The following is a 14,495-nucleotide window of genomic DNA, read 5'->3' as shown; positions in this document are numbered from 1 at the left end:
TGCCCCCGTGAGTCAGGCGGGCGCGCCGTTGCGCGCCAGTCCCTCACGACAACAACAAACGCGATAACAACAAGTACGAACAGGCAGCCAGGACGGCGGCGCCGAATAAGCCCGACCGGGCTTGTAATCCACTATTAAGTCAGGCCGCGTTGGCCCGACGACTGAAACCTGTTGGGAGTTTCACATGGCAAACGCCTCCAGCATCTACAGGAAGGCTCTTGAAGGTCACCAGGCACCGAAAAAGGTGCTGGTGAAAGTCGACCGCGTCACCAAGAAATTCGACGAAACCACCGCCGTGGACGATGTCTCGCTTGAGATCCATCAAGGCGAAATCTTTGCCCTGCTCGGCGGTTCCGGCTCCGGTAAATCGACCCTGCTACGCATGCTCGCAGGCTTCGAGCGCCCGACCGAAGGGCGGATTTTTCTCGACGGTGTCGACATCACCGACATGCCGCCGTACGAACGGCCGATCAACATGATGTTCCAGTCCTACGCCTTGTTCCCGCACATGACGGTGGCGCAGAACATCGCCTTCGGCCTGAAGCAGGATCGGCTGTCCAACAGCGAAATCGACGCCCGCGTTGAAGAGATGCTGCGGCTGGTGCACATGACCCAGTACGCCAAACGCAAGCCGCATCAACTGTCTGGCGGTCAGCGTCAGCGTGTGGCATTGGCTCGTTCCCTGGCCAAACGCCCGAAGCTGTTGCTGCTCGACGAACCGATGGGCGCGCTGGATAAAAAACTGCGCTCGCAGATGCAACTGGAGTTGGTCGAGATCATCGAGCGCGTTGGCGTGACCTGCGTGATGGTGACCCACGACCAGGAAGAGGCCATGACCATGGCCCAACGCATCGCCATCATGCATCTCGGCTGGATCGCGCAGATCGGCAGCCCGGTGGACATCTATGAGGCGCCGGTCAGCCGCATGGTCTGCGAATTCATCGGCAACGTGAACGCCTTCGACGGCACCGTTGTGGAAGACCTTGAGGGGCACGCGATCATTCACAGCCCGGATCTGGAGCAGAAGATCTACGTCGGTCACGGCGTCAGCACCTCGGTGCAGGACAAGTCGATTACTTACGCGATCCGCCCGGAAAAACTGCTGGTCAGCACGACCAAACCCGATACCCGCTACAACTGGTCCCAAGGCAAAGTGCATGATATCGCCTACCTCGGCGGTCACTCGGTGTTCTACGTGGAATTGCCTGGCGGCAAGGTCGTGCAGTCGTTCATGGCCAACGCCGAACGCCGTGGCGCCCGTCCGACCTGGGACGACAACGTCTACGTGTGGTGGGAAGACGACAGCGGCGTGGTACTGCGCTCATGAAAACACTCAATCAGCAGTTTATGCGGCTGATGCCGAGTGGTCGAAAGCTCGTCATCGGGATTCCTTTCCTGTGGCTTTGCCTGTTTTTCCTGTTGCCGTTCTTCCTGGTGATGAAGATCAGCTTCTCGGAAGCGGCGCTGGCCATTCCTCCTTACTCAGAGATCTACACCTTCGCCGAGCAGAAATTTCAGCTGTTGCTCAACATCGGCAACTACTCGCTGCTGACCCAGGATGAGCTGTACATCTCGGCCTACTTCGGCTCGTTGAAGGTCGCGTTTTTAAGCACGCTGATGTGCCTAGCGCTCGGTTTCCCGATGGCCTACGCGATCACCAAGGCCAACAAGGAAACGCAAAACGTTCTGCTGTTGCTGATCATGATGCCGACCTGGACCGCGATCCTGATCCGCGTCTACGCGTGGATGGGCATCCTCAGCAACAACGGTTTGCTCAACGGGTTCCTGATGTGGACCGGGCTGACCGACCACCCGATCGAGATCCTCAACACCAACACCGCTGTGTATATCGGCGTGGTGTATGCGTATCTGCCGTTCATGGTGTTGCCGCTGTACGCCAACCTGGTCAAGCACGACGGCAGCTTGCTGGAAGCCGCGTCGGACCTGGGGTCGAGCAACTTCAACAACTTCTGGAAAATCACCGTGCCGCTGGCCAAGAACGGGATCATCGCTGGCTGCATGCTGGTGTTCATTCCGGTGGTCGGTGAGTTCGTGATCCCGGAACTGCTGGGTGGCCCGGAGACGCTGATGATCGGTCGTGTGCTGTGGCAAGAGTTCTTCAACAACCGCGATTGGCCGGTGGCGTCTGCCCTGGCGGTGGTGATGCTGTTGATCCTGATTGTGCCGATTCTGCTGTTCAATCGTAGTCAGGCCAAAGAGATGGAGGGTCGGGGATGAAACGCTTCGGATTTTCAAAGTTCATGCTGATTTTCGGCCTGTCGTTTATCTACCTGCCGATGTTGATTCTGGTGATCTACTCGTTCAACGCCTCGAAACTGGTAACCGTATGGGGCGGCTGGTCGTTCAAGTGGTACGCCGGCCTGCTCGATAACTCGCAACTGATGGGTTCTGTGGTGCGCTCGCTGGAAATCGCCTGCTACACCGCGATTGCTGCCGTAGCGCTGGGGACGTTGGCCGCGTTTGTGCTGACTCGCGTCACGCGCTTCAAGGGCCGCACGTTGTTCGGTGGTTTGGTGACGGCGCCGTTGGTGATGCCGGAAGTGATCACCGGTCTGTCGCTGTTGCTGCTGTTCGTGGCGATGGCGCAGTTGATTGGCTGGCCGCAGGAACGCGGCATCGTCACCATCTGGATCGCCCACACCACGTTCTGTGCGGCGTATGTGGCGGTGGTGGTTTCGGCGCGCTTGCGTGAGCTGGACCTGTCCATCGAAGAAGCGGCGATGGATTTGGGCGCGAAGCCGTTCAAGGTGTTTTTCCTGATCACCATTCCGATGATCGCGCCGTCACTGGCGGCCGGCGGCATGATGTCGTTTGCCTTGTCGCTGGATGATTTGGTGTTGGCGAGCTTCGTGTCCGGTCCGGGTTCGACGACCCTGCCGATGGAAGTGTTCTCGGCGGTGCGTCTGGGCGTGAAGCCTGAGATCAATGCCGTGGCCAGCCTGATTCTGCTCGCCGTATCGATCGTGACCTTCATGGTCTGGTACTTCAGCCGTCGCGCCGAAGCCACCCGTAAACGTGCGATTCAGGAAGCGATGGACCAGACCGCCAGCGAATCCTGGCAGCAACCTAAAAAGCAAATGGTAGAAGCGACGGCCTAGTGCCGTCGCGTTTCACGGTTTTGCGTTAAATAAAAAGAATGGAGTTGTTCCGATGAAAATGTTTGGCAGGACTCTGCTGACACTGTCCTTATTGGGCGCGATCGCCACTGGCGCCCAGGCCAATGACAAGGTACTGCGCGTCTACAACTGGTCGGATTACATCGCCCCGGACACCGTCAAGAAGTTCGAAGACGAGACCGGCATCCGCGTGACCTACGATGTGTTCGACAGTAACGAAACCCTCGAGGCACGGCTGCTCGCCGGCAAATCCGGCTACGACATCGTCGTGCCGTCCAACAGTTTCCTGGCCAAGCAGATCAAGGCTGGCGTCTATCAGGAACTGGACAAGTCGAAGCTGCCGAACTGGAAAAACCTAAACCCGGTCCTGCTGAAAAACGCCGCAGCCAGCGACCCGGATAACGGTCATGCCTTCCCGTACATGTGGGGCTCGATCGGCATCGGCTTTAACCCGGACAAGGTCAAGGAAGTACTCGGCACCAACGCGCCGACCAACTCCTGGGACCTGCTGTTCAAACCGGAAAACGCTGAAAAACTGAAAGCCTGCGGCATCAGTTTCCTCGATTCGCCGACCGAGATGCTCCCGGCCGCCCTGCACTATCTGGGCTATCCGGTGAACTCGCAGGACAAGGATCAGATCGCCGAAGCTGAAGCGCTGTTCATGAAGATTCGTCCTTCGGTGGCGTACTTCCATTCGTCGAAATACATCTCGGACCTGGCCAACGGCAACATCTGCGTGGCGGTCGGTTACTCCGGCGATGTGCTGCAAGCCAAGGCTCGGGCCAAGGAAGCCGGCGACACGGTGAAGATCGACTACAGCATTCCGAAAGAAGGTGCCGGCAGCTTCTATGACATGGTCGCCATCCCACAAGACGCGGCGAACGTGGAAAACGCCTACCTGTTCATGAACTTCCTGATGCGCCCGGACATCATCGCCGAGATCACCAACAACATCGGCTACAGCAACGCCAACTCCGCTGCTACGCCTTTGGTGGATGAAGCGATTCGGGACGATCCGGGGTCGTATCCGTCGCTGGCTGTGATGGCGACGTTGTATGCGATTCCAGATATGCCGATTGGCGTTCAGCGGGTGATGACTCGCGGATGGACGCGGGTGAAGCTCGGCAAGTAATGCACTCGAAGCCGCCATCGCGAGCAAGCTCGGCTCCCACAGGGTCTGTGGTGGAACACAAAATGATGAGCGACGCTGATCCCTGTGGGAGCCGAGCTTGCTCGCGATGAGGCCACAACATCCAACATCAAACGGTGTCAAAGATTTCCGTTCACGCAGCGCCTTACCACCGCTGCACTCCTATCTGCAGAACGGCCTCACCTGGCTTCCTCGGTTAAGGTGAATTTTGGCGCCCTCCTCGGGCGCCTTTTTTTATGATGGAACGAGCGGCCACTCGGCCAGCGCTCGGTAGCGGCCCTTATGGGATTCGAACAAGGTGAAGTGATCAGCTCGCAGGTAAAACTCGGGCGGCGTCGCGGACTCAGGCACCGGCACTCGGTAGTCGCGCATCAAGGTCAAATGCGGACGGAATTCCTTGGGTGATTCCTCAAAGCCAAACGGCAGCATTGCCTGCTCCAGGGCATACACCAGACGAAGCAACTCCGGTGATGCCTGCTCAGGCGCGAGCACCAACACCCCTGCCCTGCGCCAGACATCCAGCCGATCAAGCGCAACCCTCAAAGGCATACCCGGCGTTCGAACATTCGCGGCGGCCGTGCAGATATCGGCAATCTGTGCCACGCCAACTGCGCCCAAAAACATCAACGTCAGGTGAAAGTTTTCCGCCGGCACCGGGCGTCCGCTCCTGAGCCCAAGTGCGCTGCGCCACTGGGCAATGGCCCGACGTTGCTCGGGTGCGCAGTTCAGGGCAAAAAACAGTCGTTTTAACGGCTCATGGGATTCGTCGCTCATACCTGGCACCTCCTGACATCCAAGTTATAGTTCATGCAAACGATTCAACGGGAGGGGGCCATGCGAGAGATCATCAGCAAGGAGCCATGGTGGGCCGTGCCACCGAAACCCGGTCAGGATGAGTCCGAGCTGGAATGGGGCTGGCTGGTTCATTACAACGAAGGTGAGCCGCGCTTCGAGTTCGTCAAAGAACGGCCGACAGACAGCGAGATTCGTCATCGCAAGAGTTGCAGGACCACCCCGACGCCGGAGTGATCCTGCCGTTAGCTCAGGCTTTGACGATCATTTCGAAACCGCCAAAGATCAACCGCTGACCATCGAACGGCATCGGGTTGACGTCCTGCTGCATGCGCGGATCGGTCATGAGTTTTTCCATGCCTGCATCGCGGGTGGCCTTGTCTGGCCAGACGATCCAGGAAAACACGACGGTTTCGTCGTTCTTGAGTTTTACCGCCATCGGAAACGAGGTCACTTTGCCGTCTGGCACATCGTCGCCCCAGCATTCAGCGAGGCTGAGGGCACCGCTTTCCTTGAAAATGGCGGCGGCTGTCTCGGCGTGTTTCTTGAATTTTTCGCGGTTGGCGGTGGGTACGGCTGCGATAAAGCCATCAACGTAGGACATGGTCATTCTCCTGCTGGAGGTAGAGGGTCGATCTGCTGGTTAGTCGATTCCGTCGGGCCCCAATCGACAGATCCGCTACCCGAACTGACCGACGGTACTTCTGCGCTCCCCGCCAAATTGCCCTCGATCTGCGCCGCCATGTACAACGTTCCGGCCATCACTCCGGTGGTCGGGTTCTGCACCAGTTTCATCCAGGCCTTGTCGAACGTATTGCCCAGACTGCTGCGAATCAGCGCCTCGCTGTCCGGCCGATCGTTGGCCTGAATGATCGCTCGGATACCCGCCACACCCACGGAAATCAAGCCTCCGGCCAATTTCCCCGCTGCAGCGGCGACTGCACCGGCCGCACCTCGCGGGACCATTTCGGCTTCCATCCGTTGGCTGGCGCGCTTGGCCACCGGCGCCATGGCGGTGCCGGTCGAATCCACGCCTCGGTCGCCACCTGCCTTGTGGATCTTGTCGATCAGCGCCGCGTAGGCCGGCAGCGTGTTCAGCGGTTGGGTGTGCACGACCTGATACAGCGAGGCATTCCGGGCGGGCGGCGGGCCCAGGGCAATCGCGGGAATTTTCTGGATACGGCCGTTGAGCTGAGCCATCGGCACGCCGTGGCGCTGGGAGATTCGCTGCAGTTCTTCCTGAAGAATGTCCACATAGAACGCCGCTGCCAGGCCGAGAATCGCGTCGGGATCGATCTCCACCGCGACCGGCGCCAGCACGCGCTGTTGGTATTGCTCCAGCAGATAGGCTGCCAGGCGCTTGGCCGAGGCATCCTGCTCGCCCTTGGCGCTGAGGGTGTACCAGCTGACCTTCATCGATAGCCATTCCTGGGTCCAGTAACTGCTGAACCATGGAATGAAGTTCTCTTCGGTCAGTTGATAGACCCGCGTGCGCCAGTAATCCATGGCTCCGCGCGCGTAGATCTTGGTCTGCTCGGTGGCCGATTGCGATGCCGCGACAATCTCACGATCCACCAGTTGCCATGTGCTTTGGGAAATCACCACCGGCGGCGCCACTTCCACCGGGGCACGCGCAGGCGTGACGCATCCCGCCAACACCACCAACGCGGCGACGATCAGCGAACGCAGGTTCAAGATCGCGGTTTCCTACAGACTTGCCCGAACGGAATGTCCGGTGTTCAAAGGCCTATTAATTTGAGTATAGGTGCCGGTGTTTGTTCGCTTGGGGTTGAGGGTGTTCTTCAAGAACATCCAAAAACCGTCCATCACTTATGTCGATACTCACCATCGCCGCGAATGCCTTCCGCTCAAAAACCGTCAGCGTAGGATCACCCACAACCCACCACAAAACCCCGTATCGGAGGGGCGAATCATGATTATCCATCTCCTGACCTGCCTGGCCCTGACGGCCGTCACCCTGAGCGTATTTTCCTGGTACGTCCTGTCCGAGGAGCGCACGTCATGATTCACTCCGTTACCTTGGCCGTGAGCTTCCCGGTGTTTGGCAATAACTTCTATTCCCAATCATTCGCTTCGCGCAAAACGCTCGAACTGGTGTTCGACGAAAACTACGAGGCGTTGCTGATGCCGGCAGCCGCCCACCACTTCAACAATGAAGTGGTCGGGCTCAATGATCAGTTCCGGTTCTTGAATGATGTGCTGGCTGAGCATTTGCTGGCGACTGAGCTCGCCTCTTCTACCGCCCGCCGGAATCAATACTTCTGAGCAGTTGCCCCAGGCCCTCGGCAAAACAGGTCGGCGTGCTCGGGGCGAAGCACTGAAGCAGTCGGCTGTTGTCGGCGCGCGAATGCTTGATATCACCGGACCGCGGCGCGTCGTAGTTCAACGTCAGGGGCCGCCCGAGGAGTTCACTTAACGCTGCCGCCAGATCGTTAAGGCTGGTGGATCGGTTAAACCCGATGTTGACCGGCCCGATGCTCGGCTTTGACGCTTTGACCGCCTGTACCAGGACCTTTACGAGGTCCTCTATGTAGACAAAATCCCTTGTTTGCTCCCCGTCACCGTAAACCGTGATGGGGAGATTTTTTTTGGCCCTTTCGCTGAAAATACTGATGACACCGGAATAAGGCGATGAAGGGTCCTGGCGCGGTCCGTAAATATTGAAAAAACGCAGAATGACCGGTTCGAGACTGTGCTGACGTCGATAGAAATCGAGGAAATGTTCGCTGGCCAGTTTGTCGGCGGCATACGGAGTCAGCGGATTCTTGGGCGTGTCCTCGGTAATTGCCATGCCCTCGCCATTGTTGCCATAGATCGCCGCACTGGACGCGTAAACCACCCGTCTTAAGCCTGTCTGACGCATGGCTTCGCAGATATTCAGCGTACCGACGAAGTTGCTTTGGTGAGTAGCGACCGGGTCTTCGACCGACGCCTGCACCGACGCCACCGCAGCCAGATGAACCACCGCACTGCAGTCTTTCATCGCCCGCTCCACCGTCGGCGCATCCGCGACATCCCCCACTACCAAGGTCAAACGGCAGCGATCAATCGGCAAATTCGACAATTTGCCAGTAGAAAGATCGTCCAGAACCCGGACGCTATAACCGCTTTCAAGCAGTGCTTCGACAAGGTGCGAACCGATGAAACCGGCACCGCCCGTCACAAGAATTCGATCTGCAGTCATGATTTATTTACTCCCCCGGTGCGGTGGTGGGTGTTCGATCCATCGCAATGAAGTCCCCTAATTGCTCGATGAGCTCACGGCTGTCACTGAGCATTCGTTGCCAGTCGGTCGGAAAGCGAACATTCAACGGCAGTTGATCGATTCTCCACCGCGGCGACAGGGGGTGATCAAACCGGGCGGCGACCTGCAAGCCCATTTCACTGGCGGCGAACGGCCCACGCAACACCGTCGGCGTGCGACCGGCGCTGTCGACGGCCTGGACAACATGGGCGGCCAACCACTCGCCATCGGGCATGCGAACGCGCAACGGCTGACCAATCGCGGCGTAGCTGATGTTCAGCGGTTCGAGATAGATCCACAGCAGGGGCTCTTCCAGCCGTTCAAGGCGCATCAACAACGTACCGGCACCGACGTTTTCGCCGGGAGTGACCAATACCTCCGCAACCCGACCGCTCTGCGCAGCCTTGACCGACAACGCGGCGAGGCGCGTTTTCAACCACTGTTGCTCGGCGTTCTGTTGAATAATCTCGCGTTCAACGCTCAACGGCGACTGACGAGCCAGTTGCTCGCGGCGCTCGAACGCCAACAGGTCCGCTTTAAAAGCATCGAGTTCGGACTGGGCGGCCAGCACTTCTCCACGAGAGACGGCGCCTGAAACAACGAGGTCTTCAAGCACCTGCACGCGTTGCTCTGTCCTGCTCACTCGGGTCCTGAGCAACTGACGCTCCCGAGTGTCCAGTTTGGTGTTGGTGGCGCGCACCGTATTAGTCGGCATCGCGGCGAGCTGCATTAGCCGCGCACGCCATTCGGGATTGTCGAGACTGACCAACGGCTGATCGACCTGGACCTGTTCCCCGGCCATGACAAACAGCTGATCGACCCGACCGGCATCCCGCGCGCGCACCTCGAGAATCGGCAGGCGCAATTGCGCCGGCGCGTCGATCATCAGCATGCCGTAGGTCAGTTTTCCTCCCAGCCAGATCAAGGGGCTCGCGACCAGGAACAAGATCAAATACCAACGCACGCGAAACGCCATGCGCTTGCCCGGAGCGTAGAGCACACTCAAACCCTGTTCCTGAGTGGGGTTCAGTTCTTTACGACTATCGAATCGAATCTTCATGACGGCTCACCGTTTTGGAAAGTCTCGCCAGGCTTGCCAGTCAATGCCGGCAATTCCTCGTGGTTGTAGCTGTTCGCGCCAGGCACGGGTCTGGTGCTGCAACTGCTCAGTCGACGCGCCAGCCCAGGATTCCGTGGCATCCAATTGCGGCTCGGTGCTTTGCGCCAGGCGAAACTGCAGATCGGGCCAGCGTTGAGCGATCTGCTCTGCCATTCGTGCGCTGTTTTGCGGGTTGCGGGTGTAAATCATCAGGCTGACCTGACGCACGCCCGCGTCGGGCAGCGCGCACGGCAGACAGGTTTTTCCGGGTTTTGTCTCGGCGAACCAGCGATGATGGCTTGAAATCTCTACCGGCCAGGGGCTCGCTGCGGAGGCCGCGCGCAAGGTGTCGAGCAAGTCCTTCAAACGCTGATCCGGGACCGGTACGCCCAACTGCTCGACTTCCAGGTCCAGGTGCAGGCTGGCGAATGAAAGCCCCTCCAGCTTCGCCAATAAATCGGTGAGCTGATGGCGTCCCTGCGGCTCGATCCAGGCCGAATCGCCGAGCAACAGGCTGACTTTCACCCCCTCGCCTGCCGCGTCCTGCAGCAATTGCTTCAGCCGTTGGCGCGTCGTGACAAGGTCTTTCAACTGGGCGGCCTTGAGGCCAAGGTAGATCTTGTCCATCCCGGCTTTACGCAGTTGCTCAAGCTCCGCTCTACGCTGATCGGGATCGAGCAATGCTTCGCTGTCCCAGACATAACTGGCCTGGGACCATTGGCTCGACTGCGACCCCGCTGCCTGAAGCGGCAGTGGTTGTGCGGCCATTATTGTCGTTGGCAACGACAACGTCAGGAGCAAAAGTATCGATCGCATATCAAAACCTCGTGGCTCGTTTAAGCACCCACCACGGCGCCATCGAGGTTTCTTCATGGCCCCGACGAAATATCTCGTTGAGCATGGCCACTGCGCTCCAGCATCGCAGGAGTAGCATGAACAGCGGGAAGAAAGGCACCAACAACCCCAGGGTCATGTCCTTTCCAGGTCGGTCAGACACCATCAACAACATGGCGCCGAACAACAGCGCGGTGATCGTCAGGTACAGCGCATAGATCAGTACAAACAGAAACAACAGCGTCTTGCCCGGTAGAACAAACAACGCCAGCAAGGTGTAGCTGAAGATGAGGAACGGCAGCACCAGCTGAAAAAAGAAGCCGCTGAGCAGGATCATCAGAAAGGTCGGCCAGCCCAACAAGTTGGGGTTGATGTTGTGGTTGTGCTTTCTGATGTACAGAAAAAACAGGTCGCCATCCCAGCGCAAGCGCTGCATCAGAAACTGACTGAGCGTCGCCGGTGCATCGGTGTGTCCAATCGCTTCCGGCTCGAAGGGAATCCTCAAGTCGTGTCGCTTGAAGTAACTTTTGATGCGCAACGTCAGGTCCAGATCCTCTGCGGTGTGCGTGTTCCAGCCACCGATTTTCACCAGAAAGCTGCGGCGGAATGCCCCGAACGCTCCCGAGACGTTATTGACCAGGTTCCATTCGGCCAGACCGATTTTCGACATGTGGATGGACAACAGGTATTCCAGCGCCTGCATCGCGGTCACCCAGGAAGCCCAGACATTGCGCACTCGCAGGCTACCGGCGACCGCAGGCACCGACGGGTCCTCGAAATGGCGCACGATGGAGCTGACCATGTTGTTGTCGAAGGACGTGTCACCATCAAGCGCCATCACGATTTCACCGCTGGCAAGCGACAGGCCGGCGTTCAACGACGACACCCGCCCGCCCCTCTGCCATTTGGCGATCGGGCGCAAATGACGCCTGGGGTACAACTGCGGATCCACGTTAAAACTGCGAACGGCGCTGAGCGTCGGCTGATTCACCGTGGCCCCGTCCACCACCGGAATCATCTCGATGTGGCCGGGGTACGTCTGCTCGCACAGGCTTAACAGCGTGGTCTGAACATCCATCCCTTCGCTGTAGCAGGTAATGATGCAAGAGACCTTGGGGCGATAGACGCTGATCTTCGGTATACGAGTGCGCCGACGTGTGAACCAGCGCAAAACACCCAGCATCACCATGATCATCAGGGGCAATTCAAAGATCAGAAACAAGGGGAAAAGCATGAAAAACAACCGGCTCAAACCATCCGGCCCCATCAACGCGCTGAGTGCGTTGTAGAGTTGCTCCAGTAAAGGGCTCATGGCGGGTCACGCCAACTCACTGGCCAGACGGGCCAGTAGTAGTTCGCCATCTTCTTGTTCGAGAAGATCGTGGGGCGCCGTGATGCTGACGACACGCAGGGAAATGTCACTGACCTCCGGTGCTGAAAACAACTCGGCGACCCGGCTCAAGCGTTGTTTGACGCTTTCCAGGCCCTTGCCATCGGTATGTGGAAGCATGATCCACAAGTACTCTTCCGTACTTCGAGAGCAGCGGTCGGTTTCCCTGACGGTTTCCTTCAAACGATCGGCCACACTGTCGATGAAGGCATGGCCGTGGTGTTCGCCCAGGCGAGACAACGTACTGGCCAGGTTGATGAAGCGCAGACCGATCAGTGAGAAGGCAGGCAACGGGTAGCGGCGCACGACCTGGATCTGCCAGGTCAGCAGATCATAGAAATCCTTGCCGCCTAACAGAGTGAGTCGACCGAAGTGATGAACCGATTGATCGCCGAACTCCTGGCGGCAGCGGAAACGTCCGGCCTCGGCCAGGCGGAAATCTCTGACCTCGCGTACTCGCAACTTGTCAGGCGTGTGTGACAGGCCGCAGTCCAGGCAGCGCGCTTGCACTTCGGCATCGACAAAAAACGCCTGGCATGACCGACAGCGATAATTCTCCATAGGGCGGTCGTAATCACTGCCGATATGGCGCAGCCGGTTCAAGCAGTTGGGGCACAACAACACCCCGTCTTTGAGAAAGGATTCCTGTGGCCCCACATGCCCGCAGGTAAAGCAATGCAATGAAGGCTGGCGTGAAATGTCCAGCGCCTGACATTCGGCACACACATCAATGTAATTGAGCCGGCCCGAACCACAGTCCGAACAGAGGCGAACACGATCGACCAGAACCCCCTCTTCCAGCCAGTCCTGCTGCACCATCAAACTGAGCCAGACAAACGAATTGACCTGCTCGTTATCAGCCAGGGCGTCCAGCAGCGGATAGCGATAATGCTGAGGCACCTCCGGGTCTCGCAGGGCATAGACGTGGGAGTTGTCGCGCAACCACAACCAGGAAAGCACCCGACTTTCAAAACGCTCGGGGGCGGAGCCCTGATTGAACAGCCGGTAGCGTTCTTGCCATACCCACCAGAGGGTCCTTATTTCGCTGGATTCGACAGGGCACGCACCGTCACCCAAGGCTTCACACCAGTCATTCTGATCACGGCAACAAAAAATGAGGGTGTAGCGATATGAGGGTGTAGCGATAAAGGGGAATCGATCGCAACTTTCGAAGCACCCGCCCGGAATAAGCCGCTGGCAGGTCCAGCAGCAAGACATCAAATGCGTGTGCAGCCAACAAGCTGCCCAAGTCGGCGAAGTGTTCAAGCTCCGGAAGATTCAAGCTTGGAACTTTATTACCGAGTATCGCAATCCGTGGAGTTGGAGTCGGCATGTCGCACGGCCTCTGCGGACAGACAAGTGCGGTTAAAAGGAATTACAAACACTACCACCGCGCCAGAAAAGCGCCAACTTTATTGTGAAGTTATTTTTTGATAGGCCGAATGCCACTATTTTGTCATTAATTTAATCGCATTCCGTGTTGAACACTGCACTTCGACACGACCTAAACCCACGATATCACAGTATATAATTGTTTATATTTCAAATGCCTACATGCGCTTATTAACGAAAATGTTACAACTACGCTCATCACTAGTTAATTGCCACCATTGATAGCGTTGCGCCATTCAATAGTATTAGCGGCTAATTCTCATTTACGATACCGCCCTTCAGCCACACTTTCGTGTTGCATCCAATACCGTACTCATATTAATAAGTTCAAGGGGGTTTTATATCAAAATCGACCATCCACATACCAACAACCAAACTACGAAACCGGATAGTTACACGAGTGAAACATGCAGTGTTTCATTAATGAACATTAGCTCAAATCTGACAACTTTTTAATCAGCACAAACATCCCGAAGGCAGCTGCGCAACCAGCGATGCACAGGGTCGGCATCCAGCCGCGGATGCCAGAGCATAGCGACGGTGAACGCCGGCAGAGACAGTGGCAGCGCAAAGCTGTGCATGCCGGCGCGAAGGTTGGCGGTGTGCCGTTCGGGAACGCTGGCGATCAGGTCGGTGGCCCGGGCGAGTGCCAGCGCAGTGGAGAAGCCTGCGACGATTGTTGCTATCTGCCGCTCCAGTTCCAGGGGCTCAAGGGCCTCATCAATGGGCCCCTTGTCGAGCCCGCGCCGAGAGACACTGATGTGGCTGCCCGCCGCATAACGCGCGGGGGTTATCTCGTCTTGGCTGAGTGGATGCCCCCTTCGCACAACGCCAATGAAACGGTCGCGAAACAAGCCCTGCGTGCGCAACTCCGGACCAGCGGCCATCCCCACCACACCCGTTTCCAAATCGACCGTCCCGTCGCGCAGTGACGTGCTGTCTTTGTCGGGTTTGTGCATGAAGCGCAGCCGCACGCCTGGGGCTTGCGCGGTGACGCGCGCAATCAGGTCCGCGCCAAAATTCTCGACAAAGCCTTCACTGGTGCGCAGCGTGAACGTGCGGCTCAGCTGTTTGAGATCGGGTTGCTCGGCAGGCCGAAGGACCGCTTCTGCGTCCTGCACCAGTTGACTGACCCGCTCGCGCAATTCGAGCGCTCGCGGGGTGGGCACCAGACCACGTCCGGCCCTGACCAACAGCGGATCGCCGGTGGTTTCACGCAATCGCGCCAGCGCCCGGCTCATCGCCGACGGGCTCAGCCGCAAGCGTTTGGCGGCGCGCGCTACGCTGCCTTCAGCGAGCAGCACATCAAGGATGATCAGCAAGTTGAAATCGGGAGTGGACATGCATCGCCCCGCGGCAGAGTGATATGGCGTTTGACGCACGAATAAAGTGCAAAGGGTGCGCCTTCCGCCATGTTAGGCCGGGGCGTAGATTTC

The 14,495-nt window shown here is 58.1% G+C and carries 15 protein-coding genes; 6 read left to right on the top strand and 9 right to left on the bottom strand.

All coding sequences use genetic code 11. The features are described 5' to 3' along the window. Nucleotides 1-184 precede the first annotated feature (184 nt). The 4 genes from potA to ACYZT7_RS14220 are packed head-to-tail and all read left to right on the top strand — an operon-like array spanning nt 185 to nt 4,269. On the top strand, nt 185-1,327 hold the full coding sequence (gene potA / locus ACYZT7_RS14235) for a polyamine ABC transporter ATP-binding protein (RefSeq protein ID WP_462041511.1): 1,143 nt from the start codon (nt 185-187) through the stop codon (nt 1,325-1,327). Nucleotides 1,328-1,356: 29 nt separating this feature from the next. Next, nucleotides 1,357-2,238, top strand: a complete 882-nt coding sequence (locus ACYZT7_RS14230; RefSeq protein WP_462041792.1) for an ABC transporter permease subunit — start codon at nt 1,357-1,359, stop codon at nt 2,236-2,238. Next, nucleotides 2,235-3,119 (top strand): ABC transporter permease subunit, encoded by an 885-nt coding sequence (locus tag ACYZT7_RS14225; protein WP_347804263.1) that lies wholly within the window; start codon nt 2,235-2,237, stop codon nt 3,117-3,119. Before ACYZT7_RS14230 ends, ACYZT7_RS14225 begins: the two co-directional genes overlap by 4 nt. A gap of 52 nt (nt 3,120-3,171) precedes the next feature. Next, nucleotides 3,172-4,269 carry a polyamine ABC transporter substrate-binding protein gene (locus ACYZT7_RS14220; protein ID WP_462041510.1) on the top strand — a complete coding sequence of 366 codons (1,098 nt, stop codon included), beginning with the start codon at nt 3,172-3,174 and terminating at the stop codon, nt 4,267-4,269. Nucleotides 4,270-4,521: 252 nt separating this feature from the next. On the opposite strand, the gene thpR is transcribed toward ACYZT7_RS14220, so the two are convergent. After that, a complete protein-coding gene (gene thpR / locus ACYZT7_RS14215; protein ID WP_462041509.1) occupies nt 4,522-5,061 on the bottom strand; it encodes an RNA 2',3'-cyclic phosphodiesterase in 540 nt (179 codons plus the stop codon). A gap of 60 nt (nt 5,062-5,121) precedes the next feature. On the opposite strand from thpR, the gene ACYZT7_RS14210 reads away from it, so the two are divergent. Next, entirely contained in the window at nt 5,122-5,316 is a 195-nt protein-coding gene (locus ACYZT7_RS14210) for a hypothetical protein (RefSeq protein ID WP_449643609.1), read from the top strand. Between the two features lie 13 nt (nt 5,317-5,329). Here ACYZT7_RS14210 and ACYZT7_RS14205 read toward each other — a convergent pair whose 3' ends face one another. Continuing rightward, on the bottom strand, nt 5,330-5,683 hold the full coding sequence (locus ACYZT7_RS14205; RefSeq protein ID WP_462041508.1) for a DUF1428 domain-containing protein: 354 nt from the start codon (nt 5,681-5,683) through the stop codon (nt 5,330-5,332). A 2-nt stretch (nt 5,684-5,685) separates the two neighbouring features. After that, the gene (locus ACYZT7_RS14200) at nt 5,686-6,774 is read right to left on the bottom strand and encodes a hypothetical protein (RefSeq protein ID WP_462041507.1); all 1,089 of its coding nucleotides are present in this window, start codon (nt 6,772-6,774) and stop codon (nt 5,686-5,688) included. 327 nt (nt 6,775-7,101) lie between these two features. Here ACYZT7_RS14200 and ACYZT7_RS14195 point away from each other — a divergent pair, with 327 nt between their 5' ends. Next, nucleotides 7,102-7,365 (top strand): hypothetical protein, encoded by a 264-nt coding sequence (locus ACYZT7_RS14195; protein ID WP_462041506.1) that lies wholly within the window; start codon nt 7,102-7,104, stop codon nt 7,363-7,365. Here the strand turns inward: ACYZT7_RS14195 and ACYZT7_RS14190 are convergent. From ACYZT7_RS14190 to ACYZT7_RS14165, 6 genes are all read right to left on the bottom strand, one after another. Next, entirely contained in the window at nt 7,337-8,284 is a 948-nt protein-coding gene (locus tag ACYZT7_RS14190) for an NAD-dependent epimerase/dehydratase family protein (RefSeq protein ID WP_462041505.1), read from the bottom strand. The two genes, ACYZT7_RS14195 and ACYZT7_RS14190, sit on opposite strands and share 29 nt — an antisense overlap. A 7-nt stretch (nt 8,285-8,291) precedes the next feature. Continuing rightward, nucleotides 8,292-9,404, bottom strand: coding sequence for an HlyD family secretion protein (locus ACYZT7_RS14185; RefSeq protein ID WP_462041504.1), 1,113 nt, complete (start codon nt 9,402-9,404; stop codon nt 8,292-8,294). A gap of 6 nt (nt 9,405-9,410) precedes the next feature. Then, nucleotides 9,411-10,259, bottom strand: a complete 849-nt coding sequence (locus ACYZT7_RS14180) for a hypothetical protein (RefSeq protein WP_462041503.1) — start codon at nt 10,257-10,259, stop codon at nt 9,411-9,413. Nucleotide 10,260: 1 nt separating this feature from the next. After that, on the bottom strand, nt 10,261-11,589 hold the full coding sequence (locus ACYZT7_RS14175; RefSeq protein WP_462041502.1) for a glycosyltransferase family 2 protein: 1,329 nt from the start codon (nt 11,587-11,589) through the stop codon (nt 10,261-10,263). 6 nt (nt 11,590-11,595) lie between these two features. Further along, nucleotides 11,596-12,744, bottom strand: coding sequence for a TackOD1 domain-containing metal-binding protein (locus ACYZT7_RS14170; RefSeq protein ID WP_462041501.1), 1,149 nt, complete (start codon nt 12,742-12,744; stop codon nt 11,596-11,598). A 767-nt stretch (nt 12,745-13,511) separates the two neighbouring features. Further along, a complete protein-coding gene (locus tag ACYZT7_RS14165) occupies nt 13,512-14,402 on the bottom strand; it encodes a LysR family transcriptional regulator (RefSeq protein ID WP_462041500.1) in 891 nt (296 codons plus the stop codon). Nucleotides 14,403-14,495 lie beyond the last annotated feature (93 nt).

The organism is Pseudomonas sp. RT4P38, assembly GCF_054897765.1.
The sequence above is the reverse complement of the archived record's forward strand: the minus strand, read 5'-3'. Positions and strand labels throughout refer to the sequence as shown.